Annotated in this window: 10 protein-coding genes and 3 pseudogenes; 3 read left to right on the top strand and 10 right to left on the bottom strand. The window is 61.0% G+C overall.

Annotation, left to right across the window (positions count from 1 at the left end; genetic code table 11):
* Nucleotides 1–22: 22 nt before the first annotated feature.
* The 10 genes and pseudogenes from KZX66_RS10550 to hpaA form a co-directional block, all read right to left on the bottom strand.
* Nucleotides 23–1743, bottom strand: a pseudogene (locus tag KZX66_RS10550) (ShlB/FhaC/HecB family hemolysin secretion/activation protein).
* A gap of 473 nt (nt 1744–2216) precedes the next feature.
* The gene (locus tag KZX66_RS10545) at nt 2217–2357 is read right to left on the bottom strand and encodes a hypothetical protein (protein WP_248079118.1); all 141 of its coding nucleotides are present in this window, start codon (nt 2355–2357) and stop codon (nt 2217–2219) included.
* 5 nt (nt 2358–2362) lie between these two features.
* A pseudogene (locus KZX66_RS10540) lies at nt 2363–3823 on the bottom strand (pyruvate dehydrogenase (acetyl-transferring), homodimeric type); the annotation flags it as partial.
* Nucleotides 3759–4103 (bottom strand): annotated as a pseudogene (locus KZX66_RS10535) (DUF637 domain-containing protein); the annotation flags it as partial. The pseudogenes KZX66_RS10540 and KZX66_RS10535, both read right to left, overlap by 65 nt.
* Nucleotides 4104–4200: 97 nt before the next feature.
* Nucleotides 4201–5655, bottom strand: coding sequence for an amidase family protein (locus KZX66_RS10530; RefSeq protein ID WP_248079114.1), 1455 nt, complete (start codon nt 5653–5655; stop codon nt 4201–4203).
* Between the two features lie 16 nt (nt 5656–5671).
* Complete coding sequence (locus KZX66_RS10525) at nt 5672–6904, bottom strand: MFS transporter (protein ID WP_248079111.1); 1233 nt, start codon at nt 6902–6904, stop codon at nt 5672–5674.
* Between the two features lie 10 nt (nt 6905–6914).
* Nucleotides 6915–7847, bottom strand: coding sequence for a transporter (locus KZX66_RS10520; RefSeq protein WP_248079108.1), 933 nt, complete (start codon nt 7845–7847; stop codon nt 6915–6917).
* Nucleotides 7848–7915: 68 nt separating this feature from the next.
* Nucleotides 7916–8908 (bottom strand): helix-turn-helix domain-containing protein, encoded by a 993-nt coding sequence (locus KZX66_RS10515; protein ID WP_248079105.1) that lies wholly within the window; start codon nt 8906–8908, stop codon nt 7916–7918.
* Nucleotides 8909–9076: 168 nt separating this feature from the next.
* Nucleotides 9077–9499: a homoprotocatechuate degradation operon regulator HpaR gene (gene hpaR, locus KZX66_RS10510; RefSeq protein WP_248079101.1), complete on the bottom strand. Its 423-nt coding sequence runs from the start codon at nt 9497–9499 to the stop codon at nt 9077–9079.
* Between the two features lie 183 nt (nt 9500–9682).
* Entirely contained in the window at nt 9683–10588 is a 906-nt protein-coding gene (hpaA, locus tag KZX66_RS10505; RefSeq protein WP_248079098.1) for a 4-hydroxyphenylacetate catabolism regulatory protein HpaA, read from the bottom strand.
* A gap of 179 nt (nt 10589–10767) precedes the next feature.
* Between hpaA and KZX66_RS10500 the strand changes: the two genes are divergently transcribed.
* From KZX66_RS10500 to hpaE, 3 genes are read left to right on the top strand one after another with little or no spacing between them, the layout of a single operon-like run.
* Nucleotides 10768–11442 carry a fumarylacetoacetate hydrolase family protein gene (locus KZX66_RS10500; RefSeq protein ID WP_248079095.1) on the top strand — a complete coding sequence of 225 codons (675 nt, stop codon included), beginning with the start codon at nt 10768–10770 and terminating at the stop codon, nt 11440–11442.
* Nucleotides 11439–12209 (top strand): fumarylacetoacetate hydrolase family protein, encoded by a 771-nt coding sequence (locus KZX66_RS10495; RefSeq protein WP_248079091.1) that lies wholly within the window; start codon nt 11439–11441, stop codon nt 12207–12209. Before KZX66_RS10500 ends, KZX66_RS10495 begins: the two co-directional genes overlap by 4 nt.
* A gap of 5 nt (nt 12210–12214) precedes the next feature.
* Nucleotides 12215–13675, top strand: coding sequence for a 5-carboxymethyl-2-hydroxymuconate semialdehyde dehydrogenase (hpaE, locus tag KZX66_RS10490; protein ID WP_248079088.1), 1461 nt, complete (start codon nt 12215–12217; stop codon nt 13673–13675).
* The last annotated feature ends 40 nt before the right edge of the window (nt 13676–13715 follow it).

Genomic DNA, 13715 nt, shown 5'->3' with positions numbered 1-13715 from the left:
AAGCCCAAGGGGCGGTAAAAAATTAAAGGAAGAAATCCAGGCGGAAGTAGACCGGCGCTTCACGTTCAGTGATCGGCCCCGGGCGTTCCAAAGAGTGTGCAAAGGTCACCGTGGCGGCGACGTTCTGGCTGCGTGCAAACAGCTCCAGCGAATTGCTGGTCATGCGCCCGTGCTGTTCGGCGTTATAGCGGCCAGGCTTATCACGCCCTGGTCGTAGCCGAGGCTGGTGCCGTACTCGCTGAAGGCAGGCTGCATCCAGGCCCAGGTCACCGGGCGACTCCAGCGCAGGTCGTTGCGCCAGTAGCCGCCACTGTCGCCGGCCAGGCTTTGATCCTTGTAACCGCGAATCGACGACTGCCCGCCCAGGCTCATACGCTGAGGGCTGAACAGCACGTCTTCGCTGCGCTGGCCGGTCATCAGGCTGCTGAAACTGAACGACTCGCCCCACAGCTTGAACGGGTACAGGTAGCTCACGGTCCCGGTGTATTTGCGGTAGCGCGCATCGGCCTGACCCGGCCGTGGGTTGTGATTGGCCTGGGCGTCGAACGCGCCAATGCCGTCCTGCATGCCCAGATCGATGTTGAGGAATGAGCCGCCGATACGTCGACCATGGTTGATGCCGAACTGGGCTTCGCTGAGGCGGTTACTGCTCAACGCGAGCTTGCTGTCTTCGATAAAGTTGTTGGTGCGCAGGTAGGCTACGCCGGTACTGAGAGAGGTTTTGCTCAGGGCGTCGCGGTAGATCACGCGCTCTAGGCGCAACTGGTGATTTTGGCTGTCGCCCGATTGCTTGAAATTGAACCCGCTGGCCTGGGCCAGCGAGCGGTATTCGGTTTCGCTATAGCTGTAATTGAGGTTCCACCAGCCGAATGGCAGGCTGTAATTGAGCATCGAATTGCGTGAAGTTTTCTGATGGTCGCTGACCGCATCGTGGCCGCCACGTAGCGACAATTGGTCCGCCAGACCCAGCGGGTTATCCCAATCCAGGCTGGCGCCCCACTGCTGTTCGCCGGTGGCCCGTTGCCCGCCATTGTGGCGCGACAGGCCAACGCGCCAGGATTTCTGCGGGGTGTTTTTGACCAGCACGTCGCTGCCGCCCACTTCTTTGCCGGGGGCCAATTCCATCTGCGCCTGGTTGGATGGCAGGCGGTTCAGTTGGTCGACCATCTGCTCGATCTCGCGTAGGTTGAGCAGGTCGCCTGGTTTGCCTGGGAAGCTCATAAACAACTGACGGTCGGTGATGCCGCTGCCTTCGGCGCCTTTCAGCCCTTCCAGGCGACCTTCCACCACCTGCACTTTGAGATTGCCGCTGGAGAGGTTCTGTTGCGGCAGGTAGGCGCGGCTGGTGACCAGGCCTTTGGCCAGGTAGTGATCGGTGATGACCTTGAGCAGATCATTGAGTTGCGGCACGCCGAGACATTGGCCGATATAGGCCTTGAGCAGGCGATCACGCTCGCCTTCGGACAGGGCGTCGGCGCCGGTGAGTTCGATGGTTTTGATCGCAAAGCAGCGGGTGTCAGCGGGCGCTGCCGGCTTGGCGGGAGCGGCGGCTTTGCCGGGCAAGTCCTTGAGCTCTTCGAGGCGGCGTTGTTGCTCTTCGAGCAGGCGATCCTGACGATCGCGGATCAGGTCGGTGACGCCCGGCGTGTTCTGCGGGGTAGCGCCTTGAACTGTCCCAGCAAAGCCCAGGCAAAAAAAAGCGGACAACAAGCTGAGCCTGGTCCGATGTACCGAACGCCACATTTCTAGATCCCTCTACACGGCCTAGTGCCACTAATCGGCGGGGATCATATGGTGGCGTTTTAATGGCGTCAATTAAATGTACGAATTTGTTTCAGCGTTGAAATGTTGATATCAGACGGTGAAAGATTTTGCCTTTTGCATCAACCACCTAATTGATAAATGGATAAAATTCGATTAGGGCTAAGCATCAAGCCATTTAAGTCGCAAGACACGGGAGAGATCGGATTCACCGCGCAACCTTATCCCTCCGGGAGTCAATCCGGGCACCCGGACTCTCAAGACCGCCGAATGTCCCCCGCGAACAGCCATCGCTGATCAATAGAGGATGTTCGCTGTGGGGGCAAAAATGGGGGCATCGAAAAGTTTTTCGGACCTTAAAAGACCGTTCCAGAGCCTAGTCAAAATGTTTTTTGGCGATCCTGAGAGTCTTTGATTCAAGCCGTCGCACACTTAAACGCTAGATGACCGGGCACTCACAACGGCCCGCAAAAGAGCTGCAGGCACTGCTGCTGAGCCAGATGGTTGGCGACCAGCAAGGTACGCCAACCCTCAAGATCATATGACAGCACCTGCCACACCAGCCACAGCCACAGGTAGCTGAGTTGGAACACCACCTAGGTCAATCCTTATCCGTACCGTCCATGACACGGCGGGCTTTGGCGACCGTGTCTGCGCCCAGGCGTCCTTGCTCCACCAGTGCATGGAGAGCCGTCAGGCAGATCGCCTGGCTATCCACCTCGAAGTAACGCCGCAGGGCGCGCCGGGTGTCTGAACAGCCGAAGCCATCCGTGCCCAGCACCTTGAACGGCGCACTGACATAGGGAGCGATGAGTTGCGCATAGGCCCTGACATAGTCCGTCGCCGCCACGACCGGCGCGGACCCGCCCAGGCATTGCTCGACATGTCCCAGTGTCGTCTGCGCACCCGCCAGACGCGCGTGTTGGGCAGTCCTGGCATCGCGTTCAAGCTCGCTGAAACTGGTGACACTCCAGACCTGCACCGTCACGCCCCATTGCTCGCGCAGCCGGTTCGCCGCCGCCAGCACTTCAATGAGGATCGCGCCGCTTCCAAGCAGGCGCACCAACGGCGCGTCCGACCCGGCGTCCAGTGTGTCGAGCAGGTACATGCCCTTGATCACATCCGCCTCGGCACCATCCGGCAGCGACCGTTGCAGGTAATTTTCATTGGTCACGGTGAGGTAGTAAAAGACGTCCTCCTGGGCGGTCAGCATGCACTTGAGCCCATGGTCCACAATCACTGCCAATTCACCGGCAAACGCCGGGTCGTAGGCTCGGCAGTTGGCTACGGTCGCCGCGACAACATGGCTTGAACCGTCTTGATGCTGCAACCCCTCCCCGGCCAGGGTCGTGCGCCCTGACGTCGCCCCGATCAGAAAGCCGCGGGTGCGCTGGTCAGCCGCGGCCCAGATCAAGTCGGCAACACGCTGGAAGCCGAACATGGAATAGAAAATGTACACCGGCAGCATCGCTATGCCGTGGGTGCTGTAGGCGGTACCTGCTGCGATCCATGAAGACATCGCCCCAGCCTCGGTGATGCCTTCCTCAAGGATCTGACCATCGCGAGCCTCGCGGTACGACACGATAGAATCCTTGTCCTCGGGTATATAAAGTTGGCCTTGGGGCGAATAGATACCGTACTTGTGGAAGAGATTGGCCATGCCGAACGTGCGTGCTTCGTCGGCCACAATCGGCACGATGCGCTCGTCTAACACCGGAGCCTTGAGCAATGTGCCCAACATGCGCACGAACGCCAGGGTGGTTGACATCGGTTTGCTTTCCCCCGCCGACGCAAAGCCTGCGAATTCACTGGCCGCCGGCGTTTCCAAAGGCGCTGCAACGCTGCTGCGGCTCGGCAGGTAACCGTGGAGGGCCTGACGACGACTGTGCAGGTAGCGCATCACAGGGCTGTCGGCTTCAGGCTTGAACAACCGCGCAGCATGAACATCCTCGTCGCTCAGGGGCAGCGCGAAGCGGTCGCGGAACGCCAACAGCGCCTCATCGTCGAGCTGTTTCTGCTGGTGCGCGATCATCTTGCCTTGCCCCCAGCGGCCCATGCCATGGGCCACACAGGTCGATCAGTTGCGAGGTCATCGCCAGCAGTTGATCGTGCATGTCGCCCCACAAAGATCTTGTCGCCGACCGAAGCGACGAAGGCCTCATTCGCACAGGCCGCAAGGGCACCGGTACGGAAGCTGCCTCCGCGATCAGGCCACCGACAATCGCGTGTGCGCCGACCTTGGCCGGAATCCCGGTGAATTCCAACTGGGTACCTAACCGGTTATAGATGGAGGCCGAGAGGACATCCGCAGCCGCACTGATACTGGCCTGGGCCAGATTGTTCTTGAAGCTGGTCCGAGGACCAGCAACAAAACGCTTGGGCGCTCGTTAAAGAACATGCACCACGGCATCGCTCGATAGGTAGCCGTGAACTATCGATTTAGCGACGGGAAACGCAGGCATTGACCGGCGGTATCCGACCGCGCCAGGGTTGGGCCCGCTCCAACTGCGCCGCGAGGGCAAACAGGGTACTTTCTTCGCCAAAGCGAGCGGCGAAGTGGGCGCCCATCGGCAAGCCGGCAGCGCTCCAGTACAACGGCACTGACATTGCCGGTTGCCCGCTGGCATTGAACAGTGCCGTGAACGGCGAGTAGCTGTGAAACTGTTCAATCAGCTCCTCCAGGCTCAGGCGGTCGTCTTGCAGGTGCAGCTCACCGATCGGCACCGGCTCGCGTGCCAGGGTCGGTGTGAGGATCAGGTCGTAATCCTGCATGAACACCGCCAACTGCCGACCTAAGGCATGAATCCACTCCACCGCCCCCGCGTACTGCGCCCCACTGACATCCCCCTTGCTGCGCAAAATAATGCGGGTGCGGGCTTCCAGCTCCTCAGGCTGCACAGCGAAACCGCGCATCTGCCCCAACACATCGACATAGTGGCGAGTGCTTGCACCGATGATGGTGAAGACCTGATCGAGAAACGCCGGCAGCGCCACCGGCAAGCTGACCAGTTCAACGCGGTGGCCCAGGGATTCGCACAACCTGGCGGCCTGGCGCACGGCTTCCACACTTTCGCTGGAGGTCGGCCAAGGCCCGAGTTGCTCAACGAGGGCAATACGCAGCGACCGGGGGTCACGCTGCAGCGCGGTAACATAGGGCTGCGCTTGCAGCGGCGCGGCATAAGGTGCGCCCAGGTCCATCCCGGCCGTGGCATCCAGCAGCGCGGCGCTGTCACGCACCGACAAAGTAATCGCATGGGGGGTGCCCATGCCGGCCCAGCCCTCGCCGACCATCGGCCCGGACGGCAACAGCCCACGGCTGGGCTTGAGGCCGAACACCCCACAGCAGGACGCCGGCACACGCAAGGAACCGCCGCCGTCGTTGCCATGGGCAAACGGTACGACACGCGCCGCCACCAAAGCGGCCGCGCCGCCGCTGGAACCGCCAGCGCTGTGGCCGATATTCCAGGGGTTGCGTGTGGCGCCAAAGCGCTTGGATTCGGTGGAGTACGACGTGCCGAACTCGGGTGAGGTGCTGGTGCCGAGAATCACACACCCGGCACGGCGGATACGGCTTACGTGTTCAGCTTCAAAGTCCGCGCGAAAGCCTCCCAGCGCTTGCGAGCCATTGGTCATCGCCGCGCCGTTGACCGGCGAAAACAGGTCCTTGATCAAGGTCGGTACCCCGGCGAACACGCCGTGACCCGGCCGCGATGCGAGTGCCGCCGTACGGGCGGCATCATAAAGCCGCTCGGCGACCGCATTGAGCTGAGGTTCGACCCGTTCAATACGATCAATCACCGCCTCCAGCAGCTCGCCAGGTTGCACGTCGCCGCGCCTGACCCATTCGGCCAGGCCGGTGGCGTCTTCGATGTCCAGCAGGTTCTGGATGTCCATTTTTATCTCCTTTTAATTACGAATGACTTGAGCCGAATGCCGGCGCGTGTGCTTTGCGCCACGCTTGCAGACCTGCCAGCGCCCAGACCAGGGCAGAGGCGAAACTGACGATCGCCAACCATTGGATGGAGTGGCGCAGGTCGCCCGAGTAAGCACTGAGGACGGCCACCACCAGCGGGCTGACAAACTGGCCGAAGTACAGAAACGCGGTGAACCCACCCAGACCGCGCCCTCGGTTTCCGGCACTCAGGGCATTCATTACCGGCGTCATCGCGTTAGGTACCAGCAGACCGGCGCCCAGGCCGTGAATCAGCACCGCCACCAACACCGTGTTGTAGCTTTGCCCGCGCATCAGCAGCCATAACCCCAGGCCCAGCAGGGTCAGCAACAATGCATTGCACCCGAGGATGCCTATGCGGCGGCGCAGCAGCGGCCAGGACAATGAACCGACCAGGGTCGCCAGCAACCCCAGGCCTGCCGACAGCCCGATCATCGTGCTCGACGTGACACCCAGGCTGACCAGCAGAATCGGCGCCTGGATCGGCACGATAAAACTCAGGACCATACCGCTGAGGATCAGCAGATAACCGAGCACCAAGGGTACGATCGCCACCCTGCCCTGGCCGGGCGTCGCGACGGTGTGCCGGGGCGCTGTGGGTTCCCATAGCACCTTCATCATCACCGGCACCAGCAGCAGTGGCAGCAGGTACAACAAAAACGGCAGGCGCCAGGAGTGTTCGCCCAACGCTCCGCCCACCACAAAGAACAGCGCGCCGACCAGGCCGATGGTGACCACCTGCCGATTGATGTAGCGCAGCCGTTCCTCGCCGTGCCAATAGTCGGCAATCAGTGTGGCGCAACAGGTCATCACCGCGGCCTCCGCCGCACCGAACAACAGGCGTACGCCAACGATGGCGGGCAAGTTATCCAGCAGCGCCGGAATGGCCCCGAGCACGGCATACAAAAGGGTGGCGATCACCAGCAACGCTTTACGCCCTACCCGGTCGGCCAACCAGCCAACCAGGGGCGCGCACAGTGCAATCGCCAGCGCAGGGCCGGTCACCGCCAACGGCACCAATAGATCCGCACGCGGTTCCAGCGGGCCGAACTCGGCGCCGAGCTTGGGCAGGATCGGCGCGACCATGACCGCGCCCATGATGGTCAGGCTGCTGCCCAGCATCAGCACCAGCCCTTCACGGCGTCCGGTGGCTTGCCGTGGTGATGGAGAATCGGAATAGGATGAGTTCATGGCCAGCCCCTTAGAAACTTTGAGAAATGCGCAGCGCCACGGTGTAGCCCTCGGCACGGTTGCGGGCATCGGTTTCCTTATAGACATGCAGCCACACGGGCGGCAGGCCCGGCTTGAAGTAACTCACGGCAGGACCTACAGCCAGCACCCGCGCGCGGTTGCCTGATTGCAGGCCGGGCGCATCGTCATCGCTGAACTGGCGGTAGTAGTAGCCGCCCAGGCCCAGTGTCCACGGCCCCACATGTTGGCCCACGGCAAACTCGTGCCGGTACTCGACACCGCTTTTGTAATCGGTCGCGGGGTTACGGGTATTGACGTCGACTTCAAAGCTTGACGAAACCTCAAAGCCACTGTCGGTGATGTAAGTGGCGTTGACGATCGGTGAGAACGTCCAGTGATTGAGCCCTGGGGAGATCAACCGGTTCTTGTCGTAATCCCCCGTGGGCGTCTGGATCTGCAACTGCGTGTTGATAAACAGATTCGGCGAGAGGCTCCACTGCAGGATCACCGGCAACAGTTGCACGTCGGCCATTCGAAACGGATCGGCTTCCAGGCTCAGCGGCCCCACCGGCGTCTGTACCTTGATGGAAGCGTCCATCTTGAAAAACGGCACCACGGCGCCGAAACCATAGGTGGCACCCAATACGGTGTAATCGGTCATGCGCATATAGGCGAGTCCGATGGACAACACATCCAGTGAGAAGTGGTTGTCGACAGGGCGCCCTTGGCGATTCTTCTGCACGTTGGCCGAATAGAACGCCGTGCGCAGCCCCAGTGTCCCGAAAGGCGTGGCCGGCGGCATCATCCCCGCGCCGAAATCGTACACACCGACGGCGGTGGTCGGCGCGCCGCTCTCGGTGGCCTGGACACTGGCGCAGCAACCCAGCAGCCCCAGGGTGAACAGCGTCATACGTGCGGCGCTTGCGTTATTGTTATGAATCATCGAATGCCCCTCCCATCAAGTGGTGTGGGCCATCCTAGTAACGCGCAACGTGAGCCGGTTATCCGTTTTCAGCAGAGTTGAGTGCGGCGCAGGGTTTGCGAAGGACTTTCGCCAAACATGGTGCGGTAATCGCTGGAGAACCGGCTCAAATGCCAGAACCCCCAGCGCGCCGCCACTTCCTGTACACCGTGGGCTTGGGTGCTGGTTCGCAGTTCGCGACGCACCGCATTGAGGCGCAGCGCACGCAGATAGGCCACCGGGTTGATGCCCAGGGTTTCCTGAAAACAGTATTGGAGTTTGCGTCGGCTGGCGCCGATGTGGTTGCACAGGTCGAGGATCGACAGCGGTTCGTCGAGGTGACTCAACGCGTATTCGCGAGCGCGGTCGACCATCCTTTTACGCGCCGTGGGGTTGAGGGGGGGCGCGTGGTCCGGCGCGATCAACTCCAGCACATGCAACATCACCGCATCGCGTATGCCGCGCCGGATCGAATCATGCCCCAGCATGGCATGACGGCCCTGATCGCAGCCCGCCAGTTCATCGAACAACGCCGCGAGGTCACGTTGCACGGATGATTGGCCCAGGCGGTAACACTTGGGAAGATCGGTAATTCGAAACTGACTGCGTTGACGCTTCAACAGATGTTCCAGTGCGCGCTCGTCAATGGCCACCCCGAGCAGGTCCAGGTGCTGTGGGGTATGCAGCTCGGGAAGGTTATCACCGTGGGCAACCAACAGGCTGGGCTCGTGGATCGGATGCCCCGAGCAATACACTGGACCGCTGGCACTCAAGGGAAGGCTGAAGGTGATTGCGCCTTTCCAGGCAGAGCCATGTTTGACCATGGCCTGATTAGAGCGGTCGCGCACCAGTTGCATCCAGTCAGAACGGAACGCCACCAACTCACCGGTAAAGGTGCCGGGGGATAACTGATCGTAGCGAACCTGCCAGCCGTCCATATTGCGCGCATGTTCATCGATGTCGCTGGTCAGAAAACGCTGGAGGGGTAACGTCGGTGCAGGCACCAACGAGGCCGCAGGCATCAGCACATTATTATTGTTCATTGACCCAACCTTTTTTCAGTTGCAAGGCTTACAGGTCATAGCGCACGCAAGTTCCATTCCGAACCCAAGGCAGATCGTGCATTTGTGCCGAAAACGGATAGTGAGGATTCAGGCCCGCGACGTTGTCAGTGGGCAAAGACGTTCATCTATTAATTAAATGTTAGCCCTTCAAGGCTTGATGTTTTTCAGCTCATTGAGCAAGCCCAGCAACTGCTCCATTTTCTCGGTGCCAAACTGCGCTTCGATTTTCTGGTAGTTGCTTTCCATGCCTTCGCTCATGGAAACGAAGCATTGCTGGCCGCGCTCGGTGAGGCCCACGAACACCCGGCGTTGATCCTGGCTGGACTTCTGCCGACGCACCAGGCCGTCGCGCTCCAGGCGCGTCAACACTCCGGTCATGCTCGGTTTGAGGATGCAGGCCTGCTGGGCGAGCTGGTGGCTTTCGAGTTCGCCCTGCTGGCGCAGGATCCGAATGACCCGCCACTGTTGCTCAGTCAGTTCATGCTTGTTCAGGGCCGGACGGAAGAACGCCATTGCGGCTTCACGGGCTTGCAGCAGGGTCAATGTCAGCGAAAGTCTGGGGTTGGCCATGACGGCACCACTTAAATGGGCGAGTCGGCAGCTTAGTGTCGCCGGCCAGCGGCCGCAAGCGGCGCTGGCGCTGTGAAAAGTACAATCGGTTCCGCGTAAAAGCCATTCTGTCGCACGGCGGCGATGCGCATGATGATCCGTACAAGATCAACAAAACCAAGGCGCTACGCCCCTATGCCTGGCTCAACGCAACCCCGATTGGCGCTGGCGGTACTCCCCGGGAGTGAGCTGTGCGTAACGCTGGAAAAAACGACTGAAATAGGCCGGGTCCTTGAACCCCAGCTGATAGCAGATCTCGTTGGCCGAGCTGCCGGTAAACAGCAGCAGGCGCTTGGCTTCCTGCATCAGGCGCTCCAGGATCAGGCGCTTGGACGGCAGGTCGGCAATGCGTCGGCACACATCGTTGAGCCGCGCCTCTGTCACCCCGATGCCCTGGGCATACCGCGACAAGGGCCAGTGTTGCTGGTAATGCACTTCGATCAGCTCATTGAAGCGGTGGAAGATTTTCAAGTCTTCGTGCCTGGCGGGCGTGGCTTTCAACGAGTGGGAGCACAGCCGCAACAGGCTGATCATGATCAACCGCGTCAAGCTGTCCAGGGCTGCGCTGCGCCCGGAACGCTGGGCTTTCACTTCTTCGCTCAGTTCCTCGAACAGATAATCCAACCGGCGGATATCGCCCGCATATTGCGGCTCCAACTGCGCCAGGGCGACACACGCGGCCGACAATTGCGCACCGGCCGGTGCCAGGCTGGCGTCGGCTTCGATCAGCTGCCACACCAGTTGCTGACGCACCGTCAGCACGTGCCCGTCACTGTCGGCCTCGGTCACAAACGAGTGCGGGATCGTAGGTGGCGTGAGGAAGAACATCGGCCCGGACTCGACGTATTGCTGGTCGTCCAGATACACGCGCACGGTGCCGCTTTTTACGTAGTGAACCTGGAAGAACCGGTCATGCCGGTGAACGGGCATGTTGCGCCCGAAGAAATCCGCCAGGTTCGCCAGTTTGTCGTAGTGGACTTCGGCGTCGCTGTAGCGCTGGTCGTATACCTGGCCAATGTTGATGTTCGGAATGGGTTGACGGTCGCTCATCGCACGCTACTCGTTTTTATTGTGATGGCTGCAGTGCAGCGGCTCTCATCCTGCACCGATTTGGGCGGCACAACCACCGCACAAACAGTCTGCCACCCTTGACGATAGTTAACATCTTAATTATAACTGTTAACACATTAACTAAATGCAGGGCCGCCATGGCTCTGCCAGGAGAAAGCATGAGCCGCGCCTTGCATGACGTCGCGACTGGCACCCTTTTCGGTGTCGCGCTGAACTACCAGGGGCTGCTCAAGCAGCGCCTCGCCGAGTTCGAACAGCCGCCATATCAGAAACCGCCGGTCAAACCGGTGCTGTTCATCAAGACCCCCAACACGCGCAACCAGCACGGCGCCGAGGTGGTGCATCCAGGTCAGGGCGAACGCTTGCAGCCTGGGCCGGCATTGGGCGTGGTGATGGGCAAGAGCGCCAGCCGCGTCAGCCCGGCCGACGCACTCGATTACGTCGCTGGATTCACCATCGTCAATGAGTTCAGCCTGCCGGAAGACAGCTACTACCGCCCTGCCGTCAAAGCCAAATGCCGCGATGGTTTCTGCGCCATCGGGCCCAAGCTGATACCCACGGCGCAGGTCTCGAACCCGCACAATCTCGCGATCACGCTGTACGTCAACGGCGAGATTCGCCAGCAAAACACCACGGCCAACTTCGTGCGCAACATTCCATTGCTGATCGCCGAGATCAGCGAATTCATGACCCTGCACGCAGGCGATGTGCTGATCACCGGCACACCGGAAGGTCGCGTCGATGTACAACCGGGTGACACCGTCGAAGTTGAGATCAGCGGTCTGGGCCGCCTCGTAAACCCCATCGTGGCCGCGTCACAGGAGCTCGCATGAAACACGCCCGTATAGCATTTGAAGGCGAAATCCACCTCGCCCACGTCGAAGACAACAACGCGGTACGCCTGGCTGACGGCCGCCTGCTGGCCGAAGACCAGGTGCAATGGCTGCCACCGGCGACCGGCAGCATGTTCGCCCTGGGCCTGAACTATGCCGACCACGCTGCTGAACTGGCTTTCAAACCGCCGACCGAACCGCTGGCCTTCATCAAGTCCGTGGGCACGTACACCGGCCACAATCAGGTGACCTGGCGCCCGGATAACGTCGCTTACATGCACTACGAGTGCGAGCTGGTGGCCGTCATCGGCAAGCCGGCGCGCAACGTCAAGCGCGAAGATGCCCTGGATTACCTGGCGGGCTACACCGTGTGCAACGACTACGCCATTCGCGACTACCTGGAAAACTACTACCGGCCCAACCTGCGCGTGAAAAACCGCGACGCCACCACGCCTGTCGGCCCATGGATCGTCGATGTGGCCGATGTGCCAGACCCTGGCAACCTGACGCTGCGCACCTGGATCAACGGCGAGCTGCGCCAGGAAGGCAGCACCCGGGACATGATTTTCGACATTCCATACCTGATCGAATACCTGTCCAGTTTCATGACCTTGCAACCCGGCGACATGATCGCCACGGGCACGCCCGAAGGCCTGGCGAACGTCGTGCCTGGCGATGAAGTGATTGTGGAAGTCGAAGGCGTAGGCCGCCTGGTTAACCGCATTGTCAGCGAAGCGGCGTTCTTCAGCGCCCGTAAAGAGGCTTGAGCAGCATGATCAAACATTGGATCAACGGCCGTGAGGTCGAAAGCAAAGACGTGTTCGTCAACTACAACCCGGCCACAGGCGAAGCCATCGGCGAAGTGGCCAGCGGTGGCGCGGAGGAAGTCGCGCAAGCCGTGGCCGCCGCCAAGGAAGCCTTCCCGAAATGGGCGGGCACCCCGGCCAAGGAACGTGCGCGCTTGATGCGCAAGCTGGGTGAACTGATCGAACAGAACGTGCCGCACCTGGCCGAGCTGGAAACCCTCGACACCGGCCTGCCGATTCACCAGACCAAAAACGTGTTGATTCCAAGGGCCTCGCACAACTTCGATTTTTTCGCCGAAGTCTGCACGCGCATGGACGGTCACAGCTACCCGGTCGATGACCAAATGCTCAACTACACCCTGTACCAGCCGGTGGGTGTCTGCGCGCTGGTCTCACCGTGGAACGTGCCGTTCATGACGGCTACCTGGAAGACCGCGCCGTGCCTGGCCCTGGGCAATACCGCCGTGCTGAAAATGTCCGAGCTGTCACCGCTGACCGCCAACGAACTGGGGCGCCTGGCTGTGGAGGCCGGCATTCCAAAAGGCGTGCTCAACGTCATCCAAGGTTACGGCGCGACTGCCGGTGACGCCCTGGTGCGCCACCCCGATGTACGCGCGATTTCCTTCACCGGCGGCACCGCCACCGGCAAGAAAATCATGCAGACCGCCGGGCTGAAAAAGTACTCCATGGAACTGGGCGGCAAGTCGCCGGTGCTGATTTTCGAAGACGCCGACCTGGAACGCGCCCTCGACGCCGCGCTGTTCACCATCTTCTCGCTCAACGGCGAACGCTGCACCGCCGGCAGCCGGATCTTTATCCAGGAAAGCGTGTACCCGCAGTTCGTCGCCGAGTTCGCCGCGCGCGCCAAACGCCTGATCGTCGGCGACCCGCAAGACCCGAAGACCCAGGTCGGCTCGATGATCACCCAGACCCACTACGACAAGGTCACCGGCTACATCAAGATCGGTCTCGAAGAAGGCGCCACCCTCCTCGCCGGAGGCCTGGAGCGCCCGGCCAACCTGGCAGCGCACTTGAGCAAAGGTCAGTTCATCCAGCCCACGGTGTTCGCTGACGTGAACAACAATATGCGTATCGCCCAGGAAGAGATCTTCGGCCCGGTGGTGTGCCTGATTCCGTTCAAGGACGAGGCCGAAGCACTGCAACTGGCCAACGCCACCGAGTACGGCCTGGCGTCCTACATCTGGACCCAGGACATCGGCAAGGCGCATCGTCTGGCCTATGGCATCGAAGCGGGCATGGTGTTCATCAACAGCCAGAACGTGCGCGACCTGCGCCAGCCGTTCGGCGGCGTGAAGGGCTCCGGCACCGGCCGTGAAGGCGGCCAATACAGCTTTGAGGTGTTCGCTGAGATCAAGAACGTGTGCATCTCGATGGGCAGCCATCACATTCCACGCTGGGGCGTCTGAGCACCACCCGAAGCCCCTAAGACAAAAACAATTTCAGGAG

It is taken from the genome of Pseudomonas sp. EYE_354, from assembly GCF_023148575.1.
In the GTDB taxonomy this organism is placed as follows: Bacteria; Pseudomonadota; Gammaproteobacteria; order Pseudomonadales; family Pseudomonadaceae; genus Aquipseudomonas.
Note: the sequence above shows the minus strand (reverse complement) of the source record. Positions and strands in the feature narration are given on the sequence as shown.

What these genes read in the sequence shown, in the direction of transcription:
- KZX66_RS10530 (WP_248079114.1), bottom strand. Translation starts at nt 5,655, where the DNA reads ATGGACATCCAGAACCTGCTGGACATCGAAGACGCCACCGGCCTGGCC.
- KZX66_RS10525 (WP_248079111.1), bottom strand. Translation starts at nt 6,904, where the DNA reads ATGAACTCATCCTATTCCGATTCTCCATCACCACGGCAAGCCACCGGA.
- KZX66_RS10520 (WP_248079108.1), bottom strand. Translation starts at nt 7,847, where the DNA reads ATGATTCATAACAATAACGCAAGCGCCGCACGTATGACGCTGTTCACC.
- KZX66_RS10515 (WP_248079105.1), bottom strand. Translation starts at nt 8,908, where the DNA reads ATGAACAATAATAATGTGCTGATGCCTGCGGCCTCGTTGGTGCCTGCA.
- hpaR (WP_248079101.1), bottom strand. Translation starts at nt 9,499, where the DNA reads ATGGCCAACCCCAGACTTTCGCTGACATTGACCCTGCTGCAAGCCCGT.
- hpaA (WP_248079098.1), bottom strand. Translation starts at nt 10,588, where the DNA reads ATGAGCGACCGTCAACCCATTCCGAACATCAACATTGGCCAGGTATAC.
- KZX66_RS10500 (WP_248079095.1), top strand. Translation starts at nt 10,768, where the DNA reads ATGAGCCGCGCCTTGCATGACGTCGCGACTGGCACCCTTTTCGGTGTC.
- KZX66_RS10495 (WP_248079091.1), top strand. Translation starts at nt 11,439, where the DNA reads ATGAAACACGCCCGTATAGCATTTGAAGGCGAAATCCACCTCGCCCAC.
- hpaE (WP_248079088.1), top strand. Translation starts at nt 12,215, where the DNA reads ATGATCAAACATTGGATCAACGGCCGTGAGGTCGAAAGCAAAGACGTG.